24 protein-coding genes are annotated in these 26,383 nt (G+C 63.9%); 21 read left to right on the plus strand and 3 right to left on the minus strand.

Features of this window, described 5'->3' with window-relative positions; all coding sequences use genetic code 11:
* The first annotated feature begins 128 nt into the window (after positions 1-128).
* Positions 129-1,028: a LysR family transcriptional regulator gene (locus ACKJSM_RS23875; RefSeq protein WP_410239043.1), complete on the plus strand. Its 900-nt coding sequence runs from the start codon at positions 129-131 to the stop codon at positions 1,026-1,028.
* A 65-nt stretch (positions 1,029-1,093) separates the two neighbouring features.
* On the opposite strand, the gene ACKJSM_RS23880 is transcribed toward ACKJSM_RS23875, so the two are convergent.
* The 3 genes from ACKJSM_RS23880 to gspG form a co-directional block, all read right to left on the minus strand.
* Entirely contained in the window at positions 1,094-1,699 is a 606-nt protein-coding gene (locus ACKJSM_RS23880; RefSeq protein ID WP_410239044.1) for a hypothetical protein, read from the minus strand.
* A 76-nt stretch (positions 1,700-1,775) separates the two neighbouring features.
* A complete protein-coding gene (locus ACKJSM_RS23885; protein ID WP_236182362.1) occupies positions 1,776-2,963 on the minus strand; it encodes a type II secretion system F family protein in 1,188 nt (395 codons plus the stop codon).
* Positions 2,964-2,977: 14 nt separating this feature from the next.
* Positions 2,978-3,406: a type II secretion system major pseudopilin GspG gene (gspG, locus tag ACKJSM_RS23890; protein WP_236182361.1), complete on the minus strand. Its 429-nt coding sequence runs from the start codon at positions 3,404-3,406 to the stop codon at positions 2,978-2,980.
* Positions 3,407-3,609: 203 nt separating this feature from the next.
* Between gspG and ACKJSM_RS23895 the strand changes: the two genes are divergently transcribed.
* The 20 genes from ACKJSM_RS23895 to ACKJSM_RS23990 all read left to right on the plus strand — a co-directional run bounded on the left by ACKJSM_RS23895 (position 3,610) and on the right by ACKJSM_RS23990 (position 25,933).
* Positions 3,610-4,221 (plus strand): lytic transglycosylase domain-containing protein, encoded by a 612-nt coding sequence (locus tag ACKJSM_RS23895; protein WP_236182360.1) that lies wholly within the window; start codon positions 3,610-3,612, stop codon positions 4,219-4,221.
* A gap of 199 nt (positions 4,222-4,420) precedes the next feature.
* Positions 4,421-10,255, plus strand: a complete 5,835-nt coding sequence (gene mnxG, locus ACKJSM_RS23900) for a manganese-oxidizing multicopper oxidase MnxG (protein WP_410239045.1) — start codon at positions 4,421-4,423, stop codon at positions 10,253-10,255.
* A 74-nt stretch (positions 10,256-10,329) separates the two neighbouring features.
* On the plus strand, positions 10,330-12,252 hold the full coding sequence (locus ACKJSM_RS23905; RefSeq protein ID WP_410239046.1) for a beta-propeller fold lactonase family protein: 1,923 nt from the start codon (positions 10,330-10,332) through the stop codon (positions 12,250-12,252).
* Between the two features lie 13 nt (positions 12,253-12,265).
* Entirely contained in the window at positions 12,266-12,916 is a 651-nt protein-coding gene (locus ACKJSM_RS23910) for an SCO family protein (protein ID WP_410239047.1), read from the plus strand.
* A complete protein-coding gene (locus ACKJSM_RS23915; protein WP_236182356.1) occupies positions 12,913-13,539 on the plus strand; it encodes an SCO family protein in 627 nt (208 codons plus the stop codon). Before ACKJSM_RS23910 ends, ACKJSM_RS23915 begins: the two co-directional genes overlap by 4 nt.
* 9 nt (positions 13,540-13,548) lie before the next feature.
* A complete protein-coding gene (locus ACKJSM_RS23920; protein WP_410239048.1) occupies positions 13,549-15,099 on the plus strand; it encodes an ABC transporter substrate-binding protein in 1,551 nt (516 codons plus the stop codon).
* A gap of 15 nt (positions 15,100-15,114) precedes the next feature.
* Complete coding sequence (locus ACKJSM_RS23925; RefSeq protein ID WP_410239049.1) at positions 15,115-16,068, plus strand: peptidylprolyl isomerase; 954 nt, start codon at positions 15,115-15,117, stop codon at positions 16,066-16,068.
* A 221-nt stretch (positions 16,069-16,289) separates the two neighbouring features.
* Positions 16,290-16,823 (plus strand): response regulator, encoded by a 534-nt coding sequence (locus ACKJSM_RS23930; RefSeq protein ID WP_236182353.1) that lies wholly within the window; start codon positions 16,290-16,292, stop codon positions 16,821-16,823.
* An 83-nt stretch (positions 16,824-16,906) separates the two neighbouring features.
* On the plus strand, positions 16,907-18,628 hold the full coding sequence (locus ACKJSM_RS23935) for a GspE/PulE family protein (RefSeq protein WP_236182352.1): 1,722 nt from the start codon (positions 16,907-16,909) through the stop codon (positions 18,626-18,628).
* A complete protein-coding gene (locus ACKJSM_RS23940) occupies positions 18,609-19,412 on the plus strand; it encodes a hypothetical protein (RefSeq protein WP_410239050.1) in 804 nt (267 codons plus the stop codon). The genes ACKJSM_RS23935 and ACKJSM_RS23940 overlap by 20 nt, the downstream gene beginning before the upstream one ends.
* A 1-nt stretch (position 19,413) precedes the next feature.
* Complete coding sequence (locus ACKJSM_RS23945; protein WP_410239051.1) at positions 19,414-19,959, plus strand: PilN domain-containing protein; 546 nt, start codon at positions 19,414-19,416, stop codon at positions 19,957-19,959.
* A complete protein-coding gene (locus tag ACKJSM_RS23950) occupies positions 19,946-20,494 on the plus strand; it encodes a GspMb/PilO family protein (RefSeq protein WP_410239052.1) in 549 nt (182 codons plus the stop codon). Before ACKJSM_RS23945 ends, ACKJSM_RS23950 begins: the two co-directional genes overlap by 14 nt.
* Complete coding sequence (locus tag ACKJSM_RS23955; protein ID WP_410239053.1) at positions 20,494-21,012, plus strand: hypothetical protein; 519 nt, start codon at positions 20,494-20,496, stop codon at positions 21,010-21,012. Before ACKJSM_RS23950 ends, ACKJSM_RS23955 begins: the two co-directional genes overlap by 1 nt.
* On the plus strand, positions 21,009-22,856 hold the full coding sequence (locus ACKJSM_RS23960) for a secretin N-terminal domain-containing protein (RefSeq protein ID WP_236182347.1): 1,848 nt from the start codon (positions 21,009-21,011) through the stop codon (positions 22,854-22,856). The genes ACKJSM_RS23955 and ACKJSM_RS23960 overlap by 4 nt, the downstream gene beginning before the upstream one ends.
* A 2-nt stretch (positions 22,857-22,858) precedes the next feature.
* Positions 22,859-23,332: a type II secretion system protein gene (locus tag ACKJSM_RS23965; RefSeq protein WP_064378909.1), complete on the plus strand. Its 474-nt coding sequence runs from the start codon at positions 22,859-22,861 to the stop codon at positions 23,330-23,332.
* 5 nt (positions 23,333-23,337) lie between these two features.
* Positions 23,338-23,712 carry a type II secretion system protein gene (locus tag ACKJSM_RS23970; RefSeq protein ID WP_236182346.1) on the plus strand — a complete coding sequence of 125 codons (375 nt, stop codon included), beginning with the start codon at positions 23,338-23,340 and terminating at the stop codon, positions 23,710-23,712.
* Positions 23,687-24,226, plus strand: a complete 540-nt coding sequence (locus ACKJSM_RS23975; protein ID WP_236182345.1) for a type II secretion system protein — start codon at positions 23,687-23,689, stop codon at positions 24,224-24,226. Before ACKJSM_RS23970 ends, ACKJSM_RS23975 begins: the two co-directional genes overlap by 26 nt.
* Entirely contained in the window at positions 24,223-24,615 is a 393-nt protein-coding gene (gene csgE, locus ACKJSM_RS23980) for a curli production assembly/transport protein CsgE (RefSeq protein WP_236182344.1), read from the plus strand. The genes ACKJSM_RS23975 and csgE overlap by 4 nt, the downstream gene beginning before the upstream one ends.
* A complete protein-coding gene (locus ACKJSM_RS23985) occupies positions 24,612-25,043 on the plus strand; it encodes a curli assembly protein CsgF (protein ID WP_236182343.1) in 432 nt (143 codons plus the stop codon). Before csgE ends, ACKJSM_RS23985 begins: the two co-directional genes overlap by 4 nt.
* 29 nt (positions 25,044-25,072) lie before the next feature.
* Entirely contained in the window at positions 25,073-25,933 is an 861-nt protein-coding gene (locus ACKJSM_RS23990; RefSeq protein ID WP_085607704.1) for a CsgG/HfaB family protein, read from the plus strand.
* The last annotated feature ends 450 nt before the right edge of the window (positions 25,934-26,383 follow it).

Raw genomic sequence — 26,383 nt, forward strand, 5'->3', positions numbered from 1 at the left:
ATGCCTTGGGATCGGGCTGCTGTGGCGCTGGGCTTCAGGCCTCAGCAACACCGTGAGCACAGATTAATCAGGTGCCGGAAAGTGAAAAAGCGGCTATAAAGCGTTTAACTGTCAACCAGAGAGTGACAATGAACCCGTTCGAAGACATGCGTATTTTTTGCCAGGTGATGGACTCCGGCAGCTTCACGGCGGCGGCCGATCAGTTGGGCCTGTCCAAGCAGTTCGTCAGCCGTCGCCTGATGCAGCTGGAGGAGCGCCTCGGCGTGCGATTGCTCAATCGATCGACCCGGCGCCTGGACGTGACACCACTGGGCCAGAGCTATTACGAATCGGCGCTGCGCCTGCTCGGTGAAGTCGAATCGGTGGAGCAGGGCATCGCCGGGCAGACTGCCGAGCCGCGCGGGGCGATTCGCGTGAGTGCGCCGCTGTCGTTTGCGCTGGCCCATCTGGGCTGCTTGCTGCCGCCGTTTCTGCAGCGCTATCGCGAGGTCACGGTGGAGGTGGACCTGAGCGACCGGTCGGTGGATCTGCTGGGCGAAGGTTACGACCTGGCGCTGCGCATCGGCGTGCTGGAAGACTCGACCCTGATCGCCCGACGCATCGCGTCAATCGAGCGGGTGTACTGCGCCAGTCCTGCGTACCTGGCCGAACGCGGTACGCCGGTCAAACCGGAAGACCTGCTCGGCCACGACTGCCTGCCTTACGGCCACGGGCGTTCGGTGCAGTGGCGGTTCAATGCGGGGCAGGGCAAGCCGCTGCTGGTCAATGTCACCGGGCGGATGCGCGTTAACAACGGTGAGTTGCTGCGGGATGCGGCGGTGGCGGGGATGGGGATTACCTATCTGCCGACGTTCATTGTCGGTGCGGCGCTGAAAGACGGGCGGCTGGTGCCGGTGCTGGATGAGTTCCGACCGGAGCCGCTGACACTGTCGGCGGTGTATCCGCAGCATCGTCAGGCGTCGCGACCGGTGCAGGCGTTGATCGAGTTTTTGCGGGAGCGGCTGGATCAGACAAAAGGCGTTTTGTAGGCGCTACAAAACCCTGTGGGAGCGGGCAAGCCCGCTCCCACAGGGGTAGGGCGTTTCAAAGTGATTTAGTTGGCGCGCTTGTCATCGCCAGGCTCGCCGCCAACGTGTACGCCACGGTTATCACCGATTTCGCCAGCGCGGTGTACACCGTGGTCATCACCCATTTCACCGGCGCGATGCACACCGTGGTCATCGCCGACCTCTCCGGACCGATGCACACCGTGGTCATCGCCGACCTCTCCGGACCGATGCACACCATGATCGTCGCCGGGCTCTGAATGCGTGCCGCTACGGCCCGATGACGCCGTGTTGCCGGAATGGCCTGATCCGTGGTCACTGCCGCTGTGGCCACTGTTGCCACCACTGCCACTGCCGCCGTGACCACCTCCATTGCCACCACTGCCGCTGCCGCCGTGACCACCCCCATTGCCACCGCCGCCACCGCCTCCATTGCCGCCGCCACCGCCTCCGCTGCCACCCCCGCCGTTACCGCCACCGCCACCGCCGTGTCCACCTCCGCCTCCACCTCCGCCGCTGCCTCCGCCACCCCCACTTCCACCTTCCTTGGCCTGAACACTCGACACCCCGGACAGGCTGTCCGGAATCAATACGGTAGACGCGGACAGGACTGCGCCGATGGCCATGGCGAGCACGAGCTTTTGAATGTGCATATCGTTCTCCGTCTTTGTTGTCTGGGTTGGGAACGTGGAATTGCGTTGTTGCGTGGGATCCGACCCGTTCCCGAGGTCAGTGGATACTGGAAGCCAGTTCGAAGATCGGGATGTACATCAGGATCACGATCACCCCGATCAACAGGCCGATGAAGGTCATGAGCAGCGGTTCGAACAACCGCACGAACCACTCGATCCAGCGGCTGATTTCCTCGTCGTAGAAATCGGCGCTGCGTTCCATCATTTGCCCCAGGTTGCCGGACTGTTCACCGGCGCGCAGCAGGCGCAGGGACACGGGCGTCACCAGATGGTTGAGCTCAAGGGCAGTGGACAGCGACTGCCCCTCGCGCACCCGCTCGCAGGCCTGGTCCAGCCGCGCTCGCGAGGCCACGGTGAGCAGGCCGCGCACCATACCCATGGCCGTCACCAGTGGAATCCCGCCTTGCAGCAGAATCCCCAGTGACCGGTAAAACCGCGCCAGCTCATACATGAAAATCCGCTGGTGCACGGCAGGCAGTTTCTCCACCAGCCGATCCAGCCCACGGCGAAACGCCGGTTGTTTCTGCAGCACGGCGAGGGCGATGACAATCGTCGCCAACAGGCCGAAAAACTCGCCCTGATGCGCGTGCAGAAACATGCCGCTGCTCATCAGGATCTGCGACAGCCACGGCAGGTTCGAGCCCAGCCCTTCGAACACCAGGCTGAAGCGCGGCACCACGTAGCCCATCAGAAACAGCACCACGCCACCGCCGACCACCAGCAACAACAGCGGGTAGATCGAAGCGCTGACGATCTTCTGCCGCACCTCGTCCATGCGCTGGCGATAGCTCACGTAACGGCCCAGCGCATCGCCGACCGCGCCGGTCTTCTCGCTGGACTGTACCAGCGCCACGTACAACGGCGGGAAAACCGCCGACAACTGGCCCAACGCCTGGGAGAAGGACTTGCCTTCGTACAGCAGCCGCACCAGCTCGCTCAGGGTTTTGCGGGCGGCGGGGGCGGTTTCTTTTTCGGCCAGGCTTTCCAGCGCATCGATCAGCGGCAGGCCGGCGTTGAGCAGGGTGGTCAGCTCCTGGCTGAACAGCACCAGATTGAAGGTTTCACGCTTGCTCAGGCGCAACGAACGCCAGTGGCGCTCAACGTGCAGGCTGACCACGCGCAAGCCCTGATCCTCGGCGATGCGCCGCGCTTCACTCTGGCCGGGCGCCTCGACGCTCAGCGACACCACCCCGGCCTTGCCCACTGCTTTGAGTTGAAATCGCATGCCGTGAGCTCCGCTTATTGCCAGTTGGTGACTTCGGCGTTTTCGCCTTCACCACCGGGCTGGCCGTCCTTGCCCATCGAGAGCAGGTCGTACTCGCTGTTTTCGCCGGGATAGCGGTAGGTGTAGTTACGCCCCCACGGATCCTGCGGCAGTTTTTTCTGCAAGTACGGGCCGGTCCATTTGGCTTCGTCGCTCGGTGCGGTCACCAGCGCCTGCAAGCCCTGTTCGGTGGACGGGTAGTGGCCGACCTCCAGCCGGTACAGATCCAGCGCCTTGCTCAGGCCTTCGATCTGCGCCTTGGCGACCTTCACTTCGGAGCGCCCCAGCTGGGCGAAATATTTGGGCGCGACGATCCCGGCCAACAGGCCGAGCACCACCAGCACCACGAGCAATTCGAGCAGGGTGAAACCGCGCTGGGCACGCGGACGAACATGCAGCTTCATGATGACCTCCCGTGAATGGCAGTCGTGTCGCCGAAAGGGCTTATGCAATTGCCATGCTCAGCCCCCGATAAATTCGGCTGTCGGGCTGGAACCCTTGTATTACGGGCTTTTCCAGAGTCGGCACAGTGCTTGCGTACGGCTGGATGACGACGGGTCAGTGGGGCATTTCCCCCAATTTTTCGGGGCCTGTCAGGGGAGGCCCAATGATCCATTCATTCACTGCAGGACTGCTCGGCTGCTTGATGCTGAGTGGCGTCGCACAAGCCGATGTCTTCGTATCCGTCGACGCCAAGGGCAGCTATGTGCTGTCCAACGTCCACCGTCCCGGACGCACTTACGAGCGGGTGATTCGCGAGTCCGATGCGCCACTGGTCAGCCTTGACCGGCAACCGCAATTGATCGCCAACCAGCCCTATGCCGAGCTGGTGTCAGCTGCCGCTACCGCCAATCAACTGCCCGAAGCCTTGCTGCATGCGGTGATCAAGTCCGAATCCAACTACAACCCCGGCGCCACCTCGCCCAAGGGCGCCGGCGGACTGATGCAACTGATGCCCGGCACCGCGCGGGACATGGGCGTGACCGACGTCTACGACCCCAAGGCCAACATTCAGGGCGGGGCCAAATACCTCAAGCGCCTGATGAACCTGTTCGACAACGACATCGCCCTGGCCGTGGCGGCCTACAACGCCGGGCCGGACGCGGTGCTCAGCCGGGGCCGGGTGATCCCGCCGTTCGCCGAAACCCAGCGTTACGTGCCGAGCGTTTTGCGTCAGTACCGGCGCCTGCAGGGGCTGGCGGTGGACGCGCCGTTGTAGGCCCCTCGGGTTTTCCCCACTTTCGGGGCAAACCCGAGGGGCCCGGAAAGTGGGGAATCGGGTGGGGAATACCCCCCGGATTCTCAAGTGACCTGTGTAACCGATTGAGTTGTAAAGATATTTTTTGTGGCATGCGGATTGCTCCAAGGGGTTTATCGAGAATCGTTCCCTGTGAGCACCCACTGCGAGGTTTCCGATCATGGTTGGCATTCACCACGCACCGCCCCTTTTGAACTGGCTGCTGTTGCTGGCCTCGATGCTCAGTGTCGAACTGGCCAGCGCCACTGTGCGCTGTGAGCGCAATCTGGTGGCCAATGTGGTCGCCTTCGATCAACCGCTGATGTTCAACCGCCTCGGTGCGCAGAATGCCAACGGCATGATGTACGCCCTGCGCCGCGATGTGGTGGATGAGCATGAGGTTTCGCTGGCCAATGGTGGCAGCGCGGTGCCGGGCAAGGTGTCGCTGCGGCCGGACAAGCGCCCGCGGCCGTTGGTGCTGCGGGTGGCCGCCGGTGATTGCCTGACGATCAACCTGCAGAACCTGCTCGATTACCAGGCCAACCCGAACAAGCATTTCGAAGCACCTGAAGGTGAGGAGGGCACCGAGAACGCCAACGGCGCCGATGCTTTCAAAGTCGACGAGCAGGTCGCCGACCGCCACGTCGGTTTTCAGGTCAACGGCCTGCAAGCGGTGAACAGCATCGACGACATTTCCTCCTACACCGGGCGCAACGCCAACACCCTGGTGCCACCGGGGGCGAGCCGTTCGTATGTCCTGTACGCCGAGCGCGAAGGGGCGTTTGCCGTCAGCAGCCGTGGCGCGACATTCGGTGGGGAGGGCGCGGCCGGCAATACTGCCAATGGCCTGTTCGGCCAGGTCGTGGTGGTGCCGAAATCAGGACGCACCTATCGCAACACCCTCACTGAAGAAGAAATGCGTCTGGCCACCACCGGCCGCACACCGGCCGGCCACCCCATCGTCGATTACCAGGCCCGCTACCCGCAGCGCGAACCGTGGTTGAGTGAAGGCAAGGCAGGCACGCCGATCATCAGCATGGTCGACGGCAACGAAATCATCTCCAGCGAAAGCGATGCGATCGTCATGGGCAGTAATGCCGATGGCAGTTTTGCGCCCAGCACCTATCCGCTGGAATCGATGGGCAAACGCAACCCGGCGATCCCCAACCGCCTCGAGCCGTTTCGCGATTTCGCCTCGCAGTTCCAGGACGAAACCGCCGCTACCCAGGCATTCCCCGCCTACTGGGCCGACCCGGTCATGGCCCATGTGCTGGAGCCGACCCGCGACTCGTTCATGATCAACTACGGTTCCGGCGGCATGGGCGCTGAAGTGGTCGCCAACCGCCTCGGCGTGGGCCCGATGCACGATTGCCTGTCGTGTGCCTACGAAGAATTCTTCCTCAGCTCGCACACCGTCGGTGACGTGGCGATGCTGGTGGACGTGCCGGCCAACACCGGGCTCGAGAACATCGCCCCTGGCCAGACCCCAAGCGCCGATCAGGTCGGCGTCAAGGCCACCATGGCCCTGTATCCGTCGGAGCCGTCGAACGTCAACCACAGCTACATCGGTGACTTCGTCAAATTCCGCAACACCCACAACGGCCATGAGCAGCACATCTTCCACCTGCACGGCCATCAGTGGCTGTTCAACCCCAACGACGACAACTCCGATTACGTCGATGCCCAAGGCATCGGTCCGGGCGCCGGCTATACCTACGAAATCGCCAACGGCGGTTCCGGCAACCGCAACCGGGTGGCCGGCGATGCGATCTATCACTGCCACTTCTACCCGCATTTCGCCCAGGGCATGTGGTCCATGTGGCGGGTGCACGATGTGTTCGAAGAAGGCACCCGGCTGGAAGTCTCGCAACAGGGCGCCGATGGTTATCACAGCGAACCTTACGCCCTGCGCAGCGGTAAACCGGCCGCCGGTGCCCGCGCGCTGCCGGATGGCGAGATCATCGCCGGCACGCCGATTCCTGCCGTTGTGCCGCTGCCCGGCAAAGCCATGGCCCCGATGCCGGGCAAAGTGGTGGTGGTGCCGAAAATCGGTGAAGCCCTGGTCGCCGGCCACGATGACGACGATGACGAAGAAGAGGGCGATGACGACGGCGAACACCACGGCGGTAACAGTGGATCGCAGGCCATTGGTTCCCTGGCACTGGTTGATCGCAGCGAAGCCAACCGCAACGCCGACGGCAGCCTGAAAAACCCTGGCTATCCATTCTGGATCGGCGGCATGGAAAGTTCGGTGGGTCAGCGTCCGCCAACCCCACCGCTGGACATGCTCGACGCCGCCACTGCGCAATCGTTGAAAGCCAGCGGCAAAGCGTTGTGGGCCAACCTCGAGCCGAATCAGTCCGGCGGCTGGGATGGCGGCTTGCAGCGGCACGCCCTCGACGGGGTGTCGGCCGGCGGTGAGGCGTACACTGTGACCACCTCGCTGGACTTCTCCAAGCAAGTCACCCGCGCCAAACCGATTTACCTGCCGGAAGAGGGCACCGAAGTGGAACAGGCCGCGATGGCGTTCCACGCGAAGAAGGATCACCCAAGCTTCGCCTTGCTGCCCGGCAATCAGATCGTGGCCAAGGCCTTCCGCACCAACGGCGCCTTGCCGATGGCCGGCGCGCCTTACTACGAACCGTGCATGGACGACCGGCAAAAACGCCTGACCAGCAGCGCCGGCACCGGTGAATTTGCCAGCGGCGATCGGCTGGACGGCATGTCCTTCGTCGGCGCCTCGACCTTCACCGCCGACCGGCCGCGGATCTACAAGGCCGCCAACATCCAGTTCGACGCGGTGTACAACAAAGTCGGCTACCACTTCCCGCAAGCCCGCATTCTGGCGCTGTGGGAAGACGCCTGGCCAGTGATCACCAAGCAGCGGCCGCCAGAGCCGCTGGTGATGCGCATGAACACCTTCGACTGCGTGCAATACCAGCAAACCAACCTGGTGCCTGCCACCTACGAGATGGACGACTATCAGGTGCGCACCCCGACCGACGTGATCGGCCAGCACATTCACCTGCCGAAGTGGGATCTGACCTCCGCCGACGGTTCCTCCAACGGCTGGAACTATGAGGACGGCGTGCTCTCGCCCGGTGCCGTTCAGGAACGCATTCATGCGATCCGCGAATTCAACCAGTGCGAGGGCACCGACCCGCGCGACGGCACCCAGGCGTGCCCGAAAGCCAAGGCACATCCGTTCTTCGGCCAATTCGGACGCAGTGACTGGATGGGCGCGCGCACGGCCATGCAGCGCTGGTTCGTCGACCCGGTGGTCAATGCCAAGGGCGTGGATCGGGGGCTGGGCACCATCTTCACCCACGACCACCTCGGCCCATCGACCCATCAGCAGATCGGCCTGTACGCCACGGTGCTGGCGGAACCGGCCGGTTCCACCTGGTTCCACGCCGAAACCGGCGAGCCTCTGTACAGCGGCGCGCGGCAGGACGGCGGGCCGACTTCATGGCAGGCGGTGATCAACACCGGCGACCTCGACGGCGACGGCAAGAACGACAGCTTCCGTGAGTTCTTCCTCGAATACAGCGACTTCCAGCATGCCTACGAAGCCGGTGTGTACGTGGGCGCCGGCCCCAACGGTGTGCCGAATCCGCAAGCGTTCCCGGCCACGGCCGACAGCTTCCGCTACGCGATCAACCCGCCAGTGCGCAACAGCGCCGGCAACCTGCTCGAAGGCATCGTGGAAGTGCAGGGTGGTCAGGTGCCGGGCTGCCCGAGCCGGCCTTGCCCGCAAGCGATTTCCGTGGATGACCCGGGCATGTTCGTCGTCAACTATCGTAACGAGCCGCTGGCCCTGCGGGTCTACGATCCGAACAAGGTCGGCCCGGACGGCAAGCGCGGCATGCAGGCTGACGGCCTCGGCGGCGATCTGGCCTACGCCATGCAAAGCCGTACCGACCGGGCGATTCCGGCGATGAACCTGGCGCCGAACCTGGTGACGGCCGCCACTGGCCCGACCGGCGGCACCACCCTGTTCCCGCCGCACATCAACAAGGGCGGCAGCGAGCCGGGCGACCCGTTCACCCCGATGCTGCGTACCTACACCGGCGACAACGTGCGCCTGCGGGTGCATGCCGGCGGCCACGAAGAGGAGCACAACGTCACCCTGCATGGCGTGAAATGGCTGCAGAGCGGTTCCGGTTTCGGCAACAGCTCCAACTCCGGCTGGCGCGCCTCGCAGATGATCGGCATCTCCGAACAGATGGGCTTCATTGCACCGGTGTCGATGCTCTCCAGCTCTGCCGCCACCACAGGCGACTATCTGTACTCGATGGACGCTTCGATTGAAGGCTACTGGAGCGGGATCTGGGGCGTGATGCGTAACTACACGGCCAAGCGCAATGATCTGTTTGCGATCCCCAACAATCCGAGCCCGGCCGGCATGCGCAACACGGTCGCGTTCGAGGGCAGTTGCCCACGCTATGGCGCCAACCCTAACGGCATCGGCACACGGCCGACGGTGCAGCGCAACTATGAAGTGGTCGCGGCGCTGGCCAACGACATCCTCGGCAATTCGCTGGGCTTGAGCATCGGCGATTCTGCCGGGCTGGGGCAGCATGTCGGCGGGCCGCTGAATCCGGCGGGCGGCACCCTGGTGCTGAACTCGCGCACGGTGAGCATCCCGCAGGTCACGGTCACTGATCCGGAGGACGGCGAGACCATCACCATTGGTGGTCAGAGTGGGCCGCTGCATGATCCGACGGCGATCCTGTACGTGCGCAAATCCGACCTCGATCCGGTCAGCGGCAAGCTCAAACCCGGCATTCCGGTCGAACCGCTGGTGCTGCGCGCAGCGGCCGGGGACTGCATCAATATCACCCTGGAAAACCGTCTGCCGAGCGTGATGCCGGACCTGACCCAGACCGCGGTGATGCAAGGCATCGTCAAGCGCGACCGCAACAGTGGCCTGGGCTCGACCACCTTCAGCAACAACCTGATGCGGCCGTCCAGCCACGTGGGGCTGCACGCCCAACTGCTGGCCTACGACATCACCAAATCCGACGGTGCCAACGTCGGCGCCAACCCGATCCAGACCGTGCCGCCACGGGTTGGCAGCAGCGGTGCCTACCCGACCCGTACCTATCAGTACTACGCCGGGCACCTGGAGCGTGAAGGCAAACCGGTCACCCAACTGGGGCGCAGTGTCGACAACATCAACGCCACGGCCGTGGAGTTCGGTGGCCTGAACATCACCCCGGCGGATGTGATCAAGCAACCACAAAAAGGCCTGGGTGGTGCGATGAGCATCCTGCCGATCGGCGCGACCTGGGTCGAGGATGCGCGCAAGGTCAACGCCACGGTCACCGCACCGGGGCAGACGACTTACCGTGACTTCGCGATGGTCTGGCACAAGGCGCTGAATACTCGCTGGGCCAATGGCCGGCCGGTCGAAGGCATCGCTGCCGAGGGCTTCGGTGTGCCGACCGATCCGCAGGACAACTCGAGCATGGCCATCAACTACAAGACTGAACCTTTGTGGTATCGCTTCGGCCTCGCCCCGGATGCGCCGTTTGGCCATGCCGATGGCGCGGGTTACGGCGACATGACCCATGCGCACATGGCCTACAGCAATGCGCTGGTGGGCGGCGATCCGCAGACGCCGGTGCTGTATGCCAAACCCGGTCAACCGTTGCGTACGCACATCCTGATGCCGAGCGGCGGCAGTCGCGGCACGACGTTCCAGCTCGACGGGCACGTCTGGTCGCTCAACCCGTTCCAGGCCGAGAAGAGCGACACCGGCGGCTACCCGATGGGCACGCCGGGCGTGGGTTCGGTGCGCTTCGGCTACAACCCGATGTCGATGTACATCGGCGCTCACGAGAGCATCCTGCCGGCAGCGCACTTCAGCTTCATGATCCCGAGCGCCGGGGGTAGCAACGCGATACCGGGTGACTACCTGTTCCGCGATTACGGCGCCTATGGCAACACCTCGGGACTGTGGGGATTGCTGCGGGTGACCAATGAGCCGGAGCCGGCGCCGCCTGCTCAGTAGGTGCCAATGCGCGACCTGTGGGAGCCGGTGAACCCGCTCCCACAGGTGGGGAAAGGTGTGTAGGGGAGGGATGTATGAACAGGATCATCAACATCATCGGCGTCTGCCTGCTGGCGATGGCCGGCGCGCTGCTCACGCTGAGCGAGATTGCCCTGGCGCAGACCGATGCCGGGCAGGTGCTGACCCGCGACGGCGTGTCGATCACCTTCAACCTGAAGCCGCTGGCCAGCGACGGCCAGTTGCGCGAGGGCGAGTTCGCTGACGTGCAGTTCCGGGTCACCGACGGCGCGTCAGGCCAGCCGTTGTCCGGTGTGGCGCCGGGGGCCTGGATCGATCCGCAAACCCTGGCCGCCGATCAGGCCCAGGGCCGCGACCAGAGCTGCAAGTCGCGGGTCGGCACGTTCCTCAAATCCAGCATCGGCGCGCGGCCGCTGCTCGACCTCAACAGCTATTTCCTGCTGGTGATGAACCGCGATGCCAGCGTTTCGGTGGTCGATCCGTCAGTCTCGGTCGGCGGCATCACCAGCACGCTGGCGCGGATCGAACTCAAGCAGTCGCCGATGGACTGGGTCACGCCCAAGGACAACAAAAAGGTCTTCGTGTCGATGCCGACGGCGGGGGAAGTGGCGGTGATCGACAGCGAGCAATTCAAGGTCATCGACTCGGTGGCTACCGGCAGCCAACCGGTGCGGGTCGCCCTGCAACCGGACGAGCGCCTGCTGTGGGTCGGCAACAACGCGAGCAAGGTTGAAGAGTCCGGGGTCACGGTGATCGACACCCAGAGCCTCAAACCGCTGAAGCACCTGGCGACCGGTCGCGGCCACCACGAAATCAGTTTCAGCAAGGACAGCCGTTTCGCCTTCGTCAGCAACCGCGACGACGGCACCCTCAGCGTGATCGACATCGCCAGCCTGAGCCTGCTGCAACAGGTCAAGACCGGTTCCAGCCCGTTGTCGGTGGCGTACTCGCCGCTGTCCGGCGCGGTGTACGTGGCCGATGGCAAGGACGGCACTGTCACCGTGATCGACAGCAACAGCCGCGCCGTACGCCGAGTGATCAAGCTGCAACAGGGCCTCGGCCCGATGGGCTTCAGCGCCGACGGTCGTTTTGGCGTGGTGCTGAACACGGTGGAAAACCGCGCCACGGTGATCGACGCGGCCAACGATTCGGCGATCCATGACCTGGAGGTTTCAGCCGAACCCTATCAAGTGGTGTTCACTCAGGCTTACGCCTACGTGCGCGGGCTGGCCTCGCCGAAAGTCACCATGATCAACCTGTCTTCGCTGGGCGAAGGGCGCCAGCCGATTACCCAGGGTTTTGAAGCCGGGCCGCAGCCGCCACGGCTGGCCGGGGATCTGCCGCTGGCATCGAGCCTTGCCGTTTCACGCGATGACAACGCGGTGTTCGTGGTCAACCCGGTGGACAACACCACCTATTTCTACGCCGAAGGCATGAACGCGCCGATGTCCGGTTACCCCAACCGGGGGCAGATCGCACGCGCCGCGCTGGTGATCGACCGCAGCCTGCGCGAGGTCTCGCCGGGCCTCTACAGCGCACGGGTGAAACTGCCGGCGGCGGGGCGTTTCGACGTGGCGTTCCTGCTCAACCAGCCGAACATCATTCATTGCTTCACCGCCCAGGTGGCGTCCGACGGCGCGCCTGAAAAACACCTGGGCGCGGCGAAAGTCGAGTTCCTGCTGGACAAGACTGCCGTGGCCCTCAACGACCCGTACGTGGTGCGCTTTCGCATCGTCCAGGGCAAACAGAAGATCCAGCGCAGCGGCGTGAAAGACGTGCAGTTGCGCTACTTCCTCGCGCCGACTTCCCGGCCCCGTGAAGTGGCCGCGCTGGAAGTCGCCGACGGCGTGTACGAAGCGCCGGTGACCCTCGACCGCAGCGGCGCCTGGTACCTGCATGTGCGCGCGGCCTCGCTGGGCGCCGCTTTCGACGACAAGACCTTTGCCAGTGTCCGGGTGCTGCCCGGCCAGACCCAGTGACGAGGAAACGACCATGAACCGATTTGCATCCCGTGGCCTGCTGACCCTGTGCCTGTTGGCCGTCGGCATTCAGCAGGCCAGCGCTCACTCGGCGGACGAGCATGCCGGGCACACCCCACCGGCCACCAACAGCCAGGAGCACGCCCAGGTTAAGTTCGCCAACGTGCCGCTGCTCGACCAGAACGGCAAGACCGTGCACCTGGAGCAGGATCTGGTGCACAACAAGATCGTCGTCATGAGCTTCATCTACACCAGTTGCACCACGGTCTGTCCGGTGGTTTCGTCGATCATGGGCAAGGTGCAGAAACAGCTCGGAGCCAGGGTCGGCACCGAAGTGCAGCTGGTGTCGATCAGCATCGACCCGCAGCGCGACGACCCCAAACGTCTGCAGGATTACGCCCACACCTTCCAGAAAGGCCCCGGCTGGAGCTGGCTCACCGGTTCACCGCAATCGATCACCGCCACCCTCAAGGGCCTCGGCAGTTTCAGCGGCGACTTCAAGAATCATCAGCCGCTGATCCTCGTCGGTGACGGCAACAGTCGCCACTGGACGCGCTACTACGGCTTCACCGACCCGGCAATGCTGGCCAAGGAAGTCGAGAAACTCAGCGGCCTGCGCACCCACGCCAAACACACCGCGATTGCCATGGAGCAACAACCATGAGAACCCTGGACTGGATCACCCTGACGGTGTGTTTCTGGATTTTCAGCGCGATGGCGTGGGCCCATGAAGATCATGCCCAGGCCGCACCGGCAACGGCCAGCGCTGCTGCGGCGCCGGCGAAAGGCACCCACGACGCGAAAACCTGGTTCACCGACACGCCGCTGCTGGATCAGAACGGCGACGTCCAGCGTTTCTACAGCGATGCACTGCACAACCGCGTGGTGCTGCTCAACGTGATCTTCACCAGCTGCAATGACGCCTGCCCGCTGATCACCCGCAAGCTTAAGGAAGTCCGTGAGCTGCTGGGCGACAAGGCCGACGGCATCACCTTCATTTCCCTTACCAGTGATCCGCTGCGCGACACGCCGGCGGTGCTCAAGGCTTACACCTTGAAGCAGGGCGCCGATGACCCTCACTGGCTTTTCCTTACCGGCGACAAGGCGCAGATGGATCTGGTGCTGGGCCGCATCGGCCAGATCGTGCCGACGCCCGAGCAGCACTCGACCCAGTTGATCGTCGGCGACGTGGCCAACAAACGCTGGAGCAAAATCCGTCCCGACGCCCCGGCCGCCGCCATTGCCCAGCGCTTGCAGCTGCTGACAATGCCCGTGGCCGGCCGCTGAGTCCGCGCCATGAACCTTGGCCGCGTCCTCACCCTGATCCTGCTCGCTGGCGTCAGCCTTGGCGCGGCCGCGTTGCCGCTGACCGATGAAGAAAGCGCTGGCAGGCGCCTGTACCGCGAAGGCCTGTCCGCCAGCGGCGAGCCGATCATGGCGCGGGTCGGCGCGGCGGATGTGTTGCTGCCGGCCACCAGCCTGCCGTGCGCCAACTGCCACGGCGCCGACGGCCTTGGCCGGCCCGAAGGCGGGGTGCGTCCGCCGGAGCTCAACTGGTCGCGGCTGACCAGCACTCACGGTCAGCAACAGGTCAACGGCCGCAACTACCCGGCCTACACCGACAGCAGCCTGGCGCGGGTCATCCAGCAGGGCCGCGATCCCGGCAACAATCGCCTCGACCCGAGCATGCCGCGCTTCCTGCTGTCGATGAAGGATCAGCGCAACCTCACCGCGTACCTCAAACGCCTGGCCGATGACCGCGATCCGGGGCTCGATGACCAGACCTTGCACCTGGGCACCTTGCTGCCCAGCCAGGGGCCGTTGGCCGAGGAGGGCGCCACCATCGCGGCGGTGCTCAACGGCAGTGTGGCGCGGATCAATCAGGCCGGTGGCATTCACGGCCGGCAGTTGCGCTTGACCGTGGCCGACCCCGGCCCGGATCGCGCCAGCGCCGAACAGGCCCTGCAACGGCTGATCGAGGAAGAGCAAGTCTTCGCCCTGATCGCACCGCTGGCCCCGGCACTGGACAGCGAACTGGCGCCGCGTCTGGAGCAGTCGGGCGTGCCGCTGATCGGGGCCCTGTCGCTGCTCGGCCCGGTACAGGCCAGCCCGCAGATTTTCGAACCCTTGCCGGGCCTGCGCGAGCAACTGATCGCGCTGGCCGACTACGCCACCGCCAGTCTGCGGGTGCTGCAAGGGCCGACGCTGATTGCCTATCCCGATGACCCGGCCCAGGCGCTGGCGGCGCAGACCCTTGGCCGCTATCTGCAGGAGCATGGTTGGCAAAAGGTCCAAGTACAGGCCTACGACCCGGCGGCGGACAGCTTGCCGCTGGGCTCACGCTCGGTGTTCTACCTGGGCAGCGGCGTTGGTTTCAGCCGGCTGGCAGCCGGATTGCAGAATGCCGGGCAGGTGCCGTACCTGTTTGCGGCGTCCAGCCAAGTGGGGGGGGATCTGCTGCAAATGCCGGAAGGGTTTTCCCGGCGGGTGTTTCTGGCGTATCCGTTCGTGCCCAGCGACTGGACCCAGGCCGGGCGCATGGCGCTGACGCTGTTGCGCGAGCATCAAGGTCTCGGCGCCCAGCATGCGGTGCTGCAAGTCGGCGCCTACGCCTCGATGCAGTTGTTCAGCGAAGGCATGAAGCAGGCCGGTCGCGACGCCAGCCGCGAAAAACTGGTGGCGGCCCTCGAAGGCCTGCACGACTTCGACACCGGCCTGACCCCGCGCCTGAGCTTCGGCCCCGGGCGACGATTGGGCCTGAGCGGGGCGCATGTGGTGACCATTGATTTGCCTGACCAGCGTTTTTATCTGGTCGCTCCCTACAAACCGATTCTTGCCACGCCATGACCGGAGGCCCTGATCATGAAGCTCAAAACCCTGTGTTGGCTGCTGACAGGCTGGTTGTCGGTGGCGCTGGCGAACAATGAACCGGTGGCCGCCCGGGTCAATGGCGAGGCGATTTCCGAGTTTCGCCTGGAACGCTATTTCGCCGAGTACCTGGAGGATCAGGGGCGCGCCGTGGCGAGCATCCGCAACCCCACGGCCTATAAACAACTGCGTCAGGCCGCACTGGATACGCTGATCGACAAGGAATTGCTCTGGCAGGAATCGCGCAAGCGCGGGGTAACGATCGATGAGCAAACGGTGCGCGAACAGGTCGAACGGACCCGCACCGCCATTGGCGGCACCGATAAATTCCTCCAGCGTTTGCAGGACGCCGGTTTCGACGAGGCTTCATTCACCGAGTACACCCACCGCGAATTGGCGGCGCAGCGGATGTTTGCCGAACTGACCCAGGTCCAGGCCCCGGACGAGCAAACGGTGCGGGCGTTTTTCGAGCAACACCGCGCTGAAATGGGCGCGCCGGAGCAGGTGCAGGCCCGGCACATTCTGATCAAGGTCGCCGGCGATGCCGATGCCGCCACGGTTGAAGCAGCGCGGCTACGCTTGGAGGAGTTGCGTGCGACTATCGCAGGGGGGCAAACCTTTGCTAGCGTCGCCCAATCGGGTTCGCAAGATGTCACCGCCAGCCAGGGCGGGGACCTGGGGTATTTCGCCCGTGGGCAAATGGTGCCGGCCTTCGAAGCGGCGGCGTTTGCCCTCAAGCCTGGTGAAGTCAGCGAAGCGGTGCGTACGCCGTTCGGCTGGCATTTGATTTTTGTCGAGAACCACAAGGAGGCGGCCGATGTCCCAGAGGAGCAAGGGCTGGAAACAGTCAGGGCGTACCTCGCCCGACAGCAACAGACCCAGGCTCGTCGTCAGGTGCTCGCGCAGTTGCGGGCGCAGAACAGGATCGAACGAATTGACGACGACTGAAGGTTCCCCCCCAATAGTGGGGAATGGCTTCGATGCCCATTCAGGTGCTTCCCCGTTTCTGGGGAACGGGGTACCGGGACGAGCGGGCATTTCCATTCAATTCAAGGACATGAAGACAAGAAAATACCGGCACTCAGCCTGGCATGAAGTGTGCGTTACCTCCTGTGAGGCGCACTCCAGCAGGTTCAGTTTTCGGACTTGCGGGTTTCAAGGAGTCCACCTTGGTTAACAAAGTACTGGTTGTCGAAGACGAACAGCTGCTTGCACAGAACCTTCAGGATTATCTGTCGGCGCAAGGGCTGGACGTCCGGATTGCACATGACGGCGCAGAGGGAATCGGCCTGGCCGAGACTTTCGCTCCCGACGTGCTGGTGTTCGATTACCGCTTGCCCGATATGGAAGGGTTCGAGGTGCTCGACGCGGTCCGCCAGAACAGGACGTGTCATTTCGTGCTGATAACGGGTCACCCGACCGCTGAAGTCTGTGAGCGGGCGCGGCAACTGGGGGTCAGTCACATCCTGTTCAAACCGTTTCCTTTGGCGGAACTGGCCCGAGCTGTCTGCGACCTTCTGGGGATCCAGCGCGAAGCGAAACCCGGTGCGAGCCCATCCGAAGGCTTCGTCGAACGACGCCAGAGCAGGACCGAGAGCTTCCCGTTGCAGTTGTACGATGGCAGTTGGGTGCTGGCGGACCGCCGACGAAACCGGTCGGAGGCCATGGCACCGGACGACGATCAAATGCTCACCGGGGAGTAATGGCGCGATAGACGTTCCGGCACTCGCCGAACTCGCCTCCCGCGCCGTCAGGGCCTCAAGCCCCGGGTGTTGGAGAGCAAGCCATGGATCGTCTGTCCGTTGTCGTCGAACCGCTGTCGGTCACCCCTCCCCAGGAGGCACAGACCCCGCCGCGCTTTTCCAGTGAGCAACTGGCCCAGGCCCGGGCACGGGCCAGCACTTCCGGGGAGCGGGTGCTCGATGCGCTGGCCGTGCTCTGTGAGCTGGCGCCGATGCCGTTCATTGCCAGCCTCGGCGCCACCCTGCATTACCCGGTGCTCGACACCGACACGCTGTTTCTGGCGGCGCCGGTGTTCGACCGGGTCACCCTCGCGCAATGCCTCAAGCGCGAATTCATCCTGCTGCGCCACAACGACGAAGTCATCGGCGTGTTCGCCGACCCCTTCGACACCGCGCGCCTGGCCTGGATCGACGAATGCCTGCACGGCGCGCCGTTGTACCTGGTGCACGCCGATGACCTGAAGGCCTATCTGGCCCGCCACGAAGAAAGCTTCCACGCGGTGGAGTCGCTCAACGCCCAGGCCGATGCCGGCAGCGAGACCGACACCCTGCAAAGCCTGTCCCTGACCAGCATCAGCGAAGATTCGAGCGTGGTGGTGAAACTGGTCAACTCGACCCTGTACGACGCGCTGAAAATGCACGCCAGCGACATCCACCTCGGCACCACCGGCCAGGGCCTGGTGATCAAGTACCGGATCGACGGCGTGCTGAACAACATCGGCAAGATCCAGGGCAGCGAGTTCGCCGAGCAGGTGATTTCGCGGGTGAAGGTCATGGCCGAACTGGACATCGGCGAAAAACGCGTGCCCCAGGACGGTCGCTTCAAGATCGGCATCAGCGGCCGGCAGATCGACTTCCGGGTGTCGATCATGCCGAGCATCTTCGGCGAAGACGCGGTGCTGCGGGTGCTGGACAAACAGGACCTGGCCGACAAGGTCTGCGGCGTGCAACTGCAAGCACTGGGCTTTGAAGACGAAACCCTGCGCCAGTTGCGTCGCCTCGCCGCCGAACCCTATGGCATGGTGCTGGTGACCGGCCCCACCGGCAGCGGCAAGACCACCACGCTGTACGCGATGATCACCGAGATCAACCACGGCGTGGACAAGATCATCACCATCGAAGACCCGGTGGAATATCAGCTGCCGGGCGTGCTGCAAATCCCGGTCAACGAGAAAAAAGGCCTGACCTTCGCCCGGGGCCTGCGTTCGATCCTGCGCCACGACCCGGACAAGATCATGGTCGGCGAGATCCGCGACCCGGACACCGCGCAGATCGCCGTGCAATCGGCGCTCACCGGTCACCTCGTATTCACCACCATCCACGCCAACAACGTGTTCGACGTGATCGGCCGCTTCACCCAGATGGAAATCGACCCTTACAGCCTGGTCTCGGCGCTCAACGCGATCCTCGCCCAGCGCCTGATCCGGCTGGTGTGCAGCAGCTGCAGCACGCCGGTCAACCCGAGCGATGAAGAACTGCGCGCCTCGGGCCTCGACCCACTGAAAGTCGATCACTACCACTTCGTCCACGGCAAGGGCTGCGGCCACTGCCGGGGCAGCGGCTATCGCGGACGCACGGCGATTGCCGAACTGCTGCACCTGGACGACGAACTGCGGCAAATGATCGTCGAGCGCCAACCCATCACCCAGATCAAAGCCCTGGCCTGCGCCCGTGGTTTGCGCCTGTTGCGCGAATCGGCGCTGGAGCTGGTGGAGCACGGTCGGACCACGCTGGAGGAGATCAATCGTGTCACTTTTATCGCGTGATCACTTTATCGCCGTGCTCGGCGCCAGCGGTGTCGGCCTCGGCCAGCGCCGGGGCAACGATACCCTGTGGCTGGGCAGCGTCGGCTACATCGACGAAGGCTTCCAGAGCTACGCGGTGGCGCTGGACACCCTCGACCGTCTGCTTGGCGAACACACCCGCGCCGGTGCCGAGCTGAGCGTGGTCATCTCCGGTCACTTCAGCCGTTTCTGCCTGGTGCCCTGGAGCGAGCAGATCAGCAGTCCTGACGAACTGCGCGGTTTCGCCCAACTGTGCTTCGAGGACCTGTTCGGCGCCCCGACCCAACCGTGGAGCCTGGTGCTGTCGGCCGAGCCCGCCGGGCATGACCGGATCGCCAGCGCCTTGCCGCAGGATTTGCTGGAACGCCTGCGCACACTGGTCACGGAGCGCGGCCTGCGCCTGCGTTCGGTGCAGCCGTACCTGATGACCGCGTTCAACCGTTTCGACAAAAGCCTCGACGCCGGCGACTTCCTGTTCATCGTTGCCGAACCGCAACGCAGCGTGTTGCTGCTGGCAAGGGAAGGGCGCTGGTCGTCGGTGCGTTCGGTGGGCGGCAGCGACAGCGACGCGGCGCTCAGCGCCTTGATCGGTCGCGAGCGGCAACTGCAAGCCTCCACCAGCGAACGCGCCTTCAACGTTTATCTGCACGCCCCGGCGCGCCTTGATGCGCAACCGGAGGTGGCGGGAGTGCACCTGCGCACCCTCGAAGACAACTCGATGACCGTGCATGACGCCTTGTACGTCATGTCCCGGGCGGTGGCCTGACATGCGCGCCTTGAACCTCGACTTCCAGCCTCGTCCGCGTTCCGGCCCGTTGGGCTGGAGCCTGCTCGGCGGTGGCGTGATCCTCGCGCTGGTGTGCTTCAGCGTGCAGCAGCACCTCGGCGATCAGGCCGAACAACAGCAAGGTCACTTGCAGCACACCCAGCGCCAGCTCACTGGCGACAGCGGCAGCAAGACAACGCTGAGCCCGGCGGAAACCCGCGAGCAGGCGCAAAACCTCGCCGAAATGCGCAAGGTCTCGCAGCAACTGCGCCGCCCCTGGGAACGCCTGTTCGCCATGCTCGAAGCCATGCCGCGCGACGACATCGCCTTGCTGACCCTGACCCCGGATGCTCGCAAGGGCCAGGTACGGATCAGCGCCGAAGCGCGGGATCTGCAAGCGATGCTGGATTTCCACAAACGGCTGGAGGCCAGTGACGAGCTGTCCGACGTGTCGCTGCTGAGCCACGAAATCGTCGTCAAATCGCCGGAGCAACCGGTGCAATTCAACCTGTCGGCGACCTGGGAGATGGGCGATGCGAATCCCTAGACTGATCGTTCACGAATACCTGCAAGGCCTCGGCGTTCCGGGCTTGGCCGGTCTGGCGCTGCTGCTGGTCACGATTGCCTGGGCACTCGGCGGTTTGCTGCCGGGCTGGCAGTCGCTGCAACAGCTCAGCCAGCAAACCCAGGAAGCCACCGAATACCTGGCCAGGGTCGAGGACGGCAGCATCGCGCCGCCGGTGGTGCCGCAGCGTCAGCTCGATGATTTTCGCAACAAGCTGCCGGCCCAGCCGCAAGCCACTGTCGCCATCGACCGCATCTATGCGTTGGCTGCGCAGGAGCACATCACCCTGGCGCGCGGCGAATACGCCCTCGGCGTCGATCCCAAGACCCATCTGGCGCGCTACCAGATCCTGTTGCCGGTGCGCGGCAGCTACCCGCAACTGCGCCGCTTCCTGCACGCCTTGCTCGGCCAATTGCCGGCAGTGGTGGTGGAAGACGTCGAGTTTCAACGCAAGAAGATTGCCGACACCGACCTCAGCGGCCGGATCCGTATGACCCTCTACCTGTCGAGGTCGTGATGGACAGCAAACGCATAAGCGGCTGGGTGGCGTTCTTCGGCGTGGCGGCGGCGCTGGCCTGGTTGCCGGACTATTTCTCGCCGAGCGACGAGGCGGATTCGATCGAAGTCGCCGTGGCCAGCCCGGCAAAAGCCACCGCCCGTGGCGCCTTGCCCGCCAGCAGTGCCAAGGCCAATGCGGCGCCGATCAAGGACCTGAGCCCGGCCGGCGACCTGTTTGCGAGCAAATCCTGGAAGGCCGCGCCGATCCTGGCGACGGTCACCGAACAAGCGATCAACCCGACCCCGGTGGTGCAAGCCCCGAGCCTGCCACCGGTGCCGTTTCAGTTCGTCGGCAGGCTGCATGACCGCAGCGACCTGCAGGTGTTCTTGCAGGACGGCGAGAAAATTTACGTCGTGCGCAGCGGGGATGTGATCGACGACACCTGGAAGATTGCGGCGATTTCCGATGTGGAACTGAGCCTGGTCTACCTGCCTTTGCATTTGTCGCAGACCTTGTCTGTGGGGAGTACGCAATGAACAGATCCCGTTTGCTGATGAGCCTCGGCCTGTGTGCCGGGCTGGCCGCGTGCAGTTCCGCGCAGGTCGCCAACAAGGAAGCCGCCGACCTGATCGATCAGGGGCAGTACGAGGCGGGCCTGGCCCGGATCGAGGAAGGCTTGCGGGAAAATCCGCGCGACACCGAGCTGCACCTGCTGCTCAACAGCGGCCGCGCCAAGGCGATCACCGCGCTGCTGACCTCCGGTGACACCGACCGCGCCCGTCGCGATTTCGCTTCGGCCCGCACCGCCTATAGCCGGGTGCTGACCATCGAGCCGAACAACCGCCGCGCCCAGGATGCCCTGCGTCAGCTCGACTACCTGCGCAGCATGGACGAGAAACTCGAACTGGCCCGTGGCGACCTGCGCCGTGGCGACATCTACGGCGCCGACCGCCAGGTCAAACAGATCCTCGAACTTGACCCGAAAAACGACGGCGCGCTGGAACTGCAAGGCAACATCCGTCTGGTGCAGAGCCGCAACGTGATCCAGTACCCGCAACTGCGCACCCGGCTCGATCGCCCGGTGACTCTGGAGTTTCGCGACGCCAACCTCAAGACCATTTTCGAAGTGCTGTCGCAGGTCGCCGGCCTCAATTTCATCTTCGACAAGGACCTGCGCCCGGACATGAAAGCCACGATCTTCGTGCGTGACGTGCGCATCGAAGACGCCGTGCAACTGCTGCTGCAACAGAACCAGCTGCACCAGAAAGTGGTGAATGAAAACACCTTGCTGATCTACCCGGACTCGCCGCAGAAGCTGAAGGATTACCAGGAGCTGGTGATGCGCACCTTCTACCTGACCAGCATCGACGCCAACACTGCGCTGAACATGATCAAGACCATGCTCAAGACCCGCGACGTGTTCGTCGACGAACGCCTGAACACCCTGACCATGCGCGACACCGAAGACGCCGTGCGCATGGCCGAGAAACTGCTGCAATCGCAAGACCAGTCCAATCCGGAAGTGGTGCTGGAAGTGGAGGTGATGGAAGTCGCTACCCAGCGCATTCTCGACCTCGGCCTGCAATGGCCAAACACCTTCGGTGTGGTCAACAGCGACGGTTCGGCGGTGACCATTCTCGATCAACTCAAAGGCATCAACTCCAGCCGGATTTCCATCTCGCCGTCGCCACAGGCCAAGATCAATGCCCAGGACAACGACATCAACACCCTGGCCAGCCCGGTGATCCGCGTCAGCAACCGCGAACAGGCGCGCATCCACATCGGTCAGCGAGTGCCGATCATCAGCGCCACGTCGGTGCCTTCCACTCAAGGTCCGGTGATCACGGAAAGCGTGACTTACCTCGACGTCGGTCTGAAGCTCGAAGTGCAGCCGACCGTGCACCTGAACAACGAAGTGGCGATCAAGGTCGCGCTGGAAGTGAGTAACGCCACGCCACTGGAGCCGACCCGCCAGGGGACGATTCCGGTGCAGGTCGACACCCGCAACGCCCAGACCTCGCTGCGCCTGCATGACGGTGAGACCCAGATCCTCGCCGGCCTGATGCGCAACGACCACGGCGCCACCGGCAACAAGATTCCGGGCCTCGGCGACATTCCGGGTCTGGGCCGGCTGTTCGGCAGCAACAAGGACACCATCGGCAAATCGGAACTGGTGCTCTCGATCACGCCACGGATCGTGCGCAACCTGCCGTACCAGAGCCCGTCGGACATGGAGTTTTCCACCGGCACTGAAACCAGCATGCACATCCAGGCGCCGGACCGTTCGCAAAGCTACTCGATGCCGGCGCCTGCCGCGCAGCCTCGTGCAGTCGGTGACGCGGCCGTGGCCACCACCCGTGTCACTGTCGAGAAGCCTTGATCATGAACGCCTCCCAGCGCGGTTTTACCTTGATCGAAGTCGTGGTGACGCTGGCCCTGATCGGCCTGCTGGCCGGCATGGCCGCGCCGCTGACCGAGACCCTGGTACGGCGTGGCAAGGAGCAGGAACTGCGCACCGCGCTGTATCAGATTCGCGATGGCATCGACGCCTACAAGCGTGCCTTCGATGCCGGCTACATCGAGAAATCCCTGAACAGCAGCGGCTATCCGCCGAACCTGAAAGTGCTGGTCGAAGGCGTGCGCGACGTGCGCAGTGCCAAGGGTGCGAAGTTCTACTTTCTGCGCCGGATACCGCGGGATCCGCTGGTGCCGGCCAAACGTGACGACAACGGCGGTTGGGGCCTGCGGGCCTACAACAGTTCGGCCCAGAACCCGCGCGATGGCGAGGACGTGTTCGACGTCTACTCCCTCGCCAGGGGCCGTGGCCTCAACGGCATCGCGTACCGCGAGTGGTGATTCTCATGCGCCGGGAAAAGGGGTTTACCTTGCTCGAGCTGATGGTGGTGATGGCGATCATCGCGACCCTGATGACCATCGCCCTGCCGCGCTACTTCAACAGCCTTGAGGCCTCGAAAGAGACCACGTTGCACCAGAGCCTGTCGGCCATGCGCGAGGCGCTGGATCACTACTACGGCGACACCGGGCGCTATCCCGACTCCATCGAACAACTGGTGGAAATGCGTTACCTGCGCAACGCGCCGGTAGACCCGATCACCGAACGCAATGACCAATGGGTGCTGATCGCGCCCCCGGACGGTGTGGCGGGCGGCGTTGCCGATATCAAGAGCGGAGCGACCGGGAGGGCGCGTGATGGCAGCCAGTATTCCGAGTGGTAAGCACGCGGAGCAGGGTGGGTTCACCTACCTGGGCGTGCTGTTCCTGATCGTGATCATGGGCATGGGCCTGGCCAGTGCCGGCGAGTTGTGGTCGACCGTGTCGCGCCGCGACCGCGAGAAGCAACTGCTGTGGGTCGGTACCCAGTATGCCCAGGCGCTGCGCAGCTACTACCGCAGTTCGCCGGGGCTGGCGCAGTACCCGAAAGAACTGGCCGACCTGCTGCAGGACGAACGTTTTCCGCAAGCTCGGCACCATCTGCGCCAGCTCTATCCGGACCCGATCGGTGGCGGCGAATGGGCGCTGCAACGGGGTTTCGACGGACGCATCACCGGCATCAACAGCCCGTCTACCGAGGTGCCGTTGAAGCAGGCGGACTTCCCGGCGCAATGGTCGGACTTTGAAGGTATGCAGCGGTATTCGGACTGGCAGTTCGTGGCCGAGAAAGCCTTCCTCGATGGCACCAACGGCCCGGCCAAAGGCCAGTCAGCGCTGCCGCAGGCGTTGCAGCCATGAGCCGGCAAGGGTGGTGCGCGTTGATCCTCGCGGTCGTGGCGTCTTTCGCCAGCGCCGGCGAGGAAGACGAAATGATGGGCTTCATCGTCGACGACACGATCTCGCACATCGGCCACGACTTTTACTACTCGTTCAGCGAGCGCCTGCGCGACACCAGCCGCATGGATTTCAACCTGGTGGTGCGCGAGCGTCCCGACGCGCGCTGGGGGAGCCTTGTGACCGTCGAATATCAACAACGCCTGGTGTATCGGCGCTTCCTGCCGCCGAACATCGTGGAACTGAAGGACGAGGCCTACGCGGCCGCCGATTCGGTTCGACTGGAGGTCGTCCGGCGCAAGCTGGAAGCCTTGTTGCAGGACACCACCGACCTTGAGAAGGACGAACTATGAACACGACAACGTTCTCACGGCGCAGCGGATTCTGGATCTCGGGGTTGTTGATCGGGCTTGCCAGCGCCGCGGCTGTCCAGGCCACCGAACTGGTCTACACACCGGTCAATCCGTCGTTCGGCGGCAACCCGCTCAACGGCACCTGGCTGCTCAACAATGCCCAGGCGCAAAACGACCACGACGATCCGGACCTGAAAAGCCGCACGGCGGTGGCCGGCACTTCGGCGCTGGAGCGCTTCACCAGTCAATTGCAGTCACGGTTGCTGGGGCAACTGCTGGACAACATCTCCACCGGCAACACGGGGAGCCTGTCCACCGACGCTTTTATCGTCAACGTCGTTGATGACTCGGGGGCACTGACGATTGAAGTGACCGACCGTGCGAGCGGCGAAGTTTCCGAAATTCAGGTGAACGGCCTCAACCCATGACGGGATGACGGTTCCGGGGAGCGATGGACATGAAAAAAATAATTGCGCTAGGGCTGATGTTGGCAGCATTACAAGGGTGCAGTCTGCGCGAGCCGATGCCGGCCGAGCAGGACACCGACACCCCGACCCTGACCCCCAGGGCCTCGACCTACTATGACTTGCTGAAAATGCCGCGACCCAAGGGTCGGTTGATGGCGGTGGTGTACGGCTTCCGTGACCAGACCGGGCAGTACAAACCGACGCCGGCCAGTTCCTTTTCCACCAGCGTCACCCAGGGCGCGGCGTCGATGTTGATGGACGCGATGCAGGCCAGCGGCTGGTTTGTGGTGCTTGAACGCGAGGGGCTGCAGAACCTGCTGACGGAACGCAAGATCATTCGGGCGTCGCAGAAGAAGCCGAATACGCCGGTGAATATTCAGGGTGAGCTGCCACCGTTGCAGGCGGCGAACATGATGCTCGAGGGCGGGATCATCGCCTATGACACCAACGTGCGCAGCGGTGGGGAAGGGGCGCGGTATCTGGGGATCGATCTGTCCCGTGAGTATCGGGTCGATCAGGTCACCGTCAACTTGCGCGCGGTGGATGTGCGCAGCGGGCAGGTGTTGGCGAATGTGATGACCAGCAAGACGATTTATTCGGTGGCGCGCAGTGCGGGGATTTTCAAGTTTATCGAGTTCAAGAAGTTGCTTGAGGCTGAGGTCGGGTATACGACCAATGAGCCGGCGCAGTTGTGTGTGTTGTCGGCGATTGAGGCGGCGGTGGGGCATATGGTGGCGCAGGGGATTGAGCGGCGGTTGTGGCAGGTGGCGGGGGATGCTTCTACGCCTTCGCAGGATGATGTTTTGAATCGGTACTTGACTCAGAACAAGGTGGATCCGGAGGCCGAGTGAACTTGGCGGCCTTTGGGCCGACCAGGTTCTCTGGGTGGTTTGGGTGAATATCCGTTTTTTTGGGTGTTGCTGCTGGCGGTTCCGCTCTTACAGCGGGTCACTTTGGCAAACGCCCCAAAGTAACCAAAGGTCTGGGCCCCGGCGTTCGGCCCCTCGCTGGGGCTCGGGGTTTCTTCGCTCCGGGATTCATCCGGGGGCATCGCCTACGGTTTGCTTCGCTGCACCTCCTCTCGATGCATGCGGCTTCGCCGCACGGTCGCTGCGCTCCCACCCCCGGATGAATCCCTCCACTCAGCCTTCCGATGGGGCCGGCACGTCAAAAGCTTTACTCGAGCTAACGCTCATTGTGTTGAGTGGTGAGAAGCGAAGCGAAAAGCGAAAAGCGAAAAGCGAAAAGCGAAAAGCGAAAAGCGAAAAGCGAAAAGCGAAAAGCGAAAAGCGAAAAGCGAA

It is taken from the genome of Pseudomonas sp. PHC1 (assembly GCF_046487845.1).
GTDB classification, from domain to species: Bacteria; Pseudomonadota; Gammaproteobacteria; order Pseudomonadales; family Pseudomonadaceae; genus Aquipseudomonas; species Aquipseudomonas sputi.

Excerpts from the sequence above, each read along its gene's own strand:
- ACKJSM_RS23935 (WP_236182352.1), top strand. The coding sequence starts at position 16,907 with ATGGATCGTCTGTCCGTTGTCGTCGAACCGCTGTCGGTCACCCCTCCC.
- ACKJSM_RS23895 (WP_236182360.1), top strand. The coding sequence starts at position 3,610 with ATGATCCATTCATTCACTGCAGGACTGCTCGGCTGCTTGATGCTGAGT.
- ACKJSM_RS23910 (WP_410239047.1), top strand. The coding sequence starts at position 12,266 with ATGAACCGATTTGCATCCCGTGGCCTGCTGACCCTGTGCCTGTTGGCC.
- ACKJSM_RS23985 (WP_236182343.1), top strand. The coding sequence starts at position 24,612 with ATGAACACGACAACGTTCTCACGGCGCAGCGGATTCTGGATCTCGGGG.
- ACKJSM_RS23950 (WP_410239052.1), top strand. The coding sequence starts at position 19,946 with ATGCGAATCCCTAGACTGATCGTTCACGAATACCTGCAAGGCCTCGGC.
- ACKJSM_RS23880 (WP_410239044.1), bottom strand. The coding sequence starts at position 1,699 with ATGCACATTCAAAAGCTCGTGCTCGCCATGGCCATCGGCGCAGTCCTG.
- ACKJSM_RS23970 (WP_236182346.1), top strand. The coding sequence starts at position 23,338 with ATGCGCCGGGAAAAGGGGTTTACCTTGCTCGAGCTGATGGTGGTGATG.
- ACKJSM_RS23960 (WP_236182347.1), top strand. The coding sequence starts at position 21,009 with ATGAACAGATCCCGTTTGCTGATGAGCCTCGGCCTGTGTGCCGGGCTG.
- ACKJSM_RS23875 (WP_410239043.1), top strand. The coding sequence starts at position 129 with ATGAACCCGTTCGAAGACATGCGTATTTTTTGCCAGGTGATGGACTCC.
- gspG (WP_236182361.1), bottom strand. The coding sequence starts at position 3,406 with ATGAAGCTGCATGTTCGTCCGCGTGCCCAGCGCGGTTTCACCCTGCTC.
- ACKJSM_RS23915 (WP_236182356.1), top strand. The coding sequence starts at position 12,913 with ATGAGAACCCTGGACTGGATCACCCTGACGGTGTGTTTCTGGATTTTC.
- ACKJSM_RS23925 (WP_410239049.1), top strand. The coding sequence starts at position 15,115 with ATGAAGCTCAAAACCCTGTGTTGGCTGCTGACAGGCTGGTTGTCGGTG.
- ACKJSM_RS23975 (WP_236182345.1), top strand. The coding sequence starts at position 23,687 with ATGGCAGCCAGTATTCCGAGTGGTAAGCACGCGGAGCAGGGTGGGTTC.
- ACKJSM_RS23885 (WP_236182362.1), bottom strand. The coding sequence starts at position 2,963 with ATGCGATTTCAACTCAAAGCAGTGGGCAAGGCCGGGGTGGTGTCGCTG.
- ACKJSM_RS23905 (WP_410239046.1), top strand. The coding sequence starts at position 10,330 with ATGAACAGGATCATCAACATCATCGGCGTCTGCCTGCTGGCGATGGCC.
- csgE (WP_236182344.1), top strand. The coding sequence starts at position 24,223 with ATGAGCCGGCAAGGGTGGTGCGCGTTGATCCTCGCGGTCGTGGCGTCT.
- ACKJSM_RS23955 (WP_410239053.1), top strand. The coding sequence starts at position 20,494 with ATGGACAGCAAACGCATAAGCGGCTGGGTGGCGTTCTTCGGCGTGGCG.
- ACKJSM_RS23990 (WP_085607704.1), top strand. The coding sequence starts at position 25,073 with ATGAAAAAAATAATTGCGCTAGGGCTGATGTTGGCAGCATTACAAGGG.
- ACKJSM_RS23965 (WP_064378909.1), top strand. The coding sequence starts at position 22,859 with ATGAACGCCTCCCAGCGCGGTTTTACCTTGATCGAAGTCGTGGTGACG.
- ACKJSM_RS23945 (WP_410239051.1), top strand. The coding sequence starts at position 19,414 with ATGCGCGCCTTGAACCTCGACTTCCAGCCTCGTCCGCGTTCCGGCCCG.
- ACKJSM_RS23920 (WP_410239048.1), top strand. The coding sequence starts at position 13,549 with ATGAACCTTGGCCGCGTCCTCACCCTGATCCTGCTCGCTGGCGTCAGC.
- mnxG (WP_410239045.1), top strand. The coding sequence starts at position 4,421 with ATGGTTGGCATTCACCACGCACCGCCCCTTTTGAACTGGCTGCTGTTG.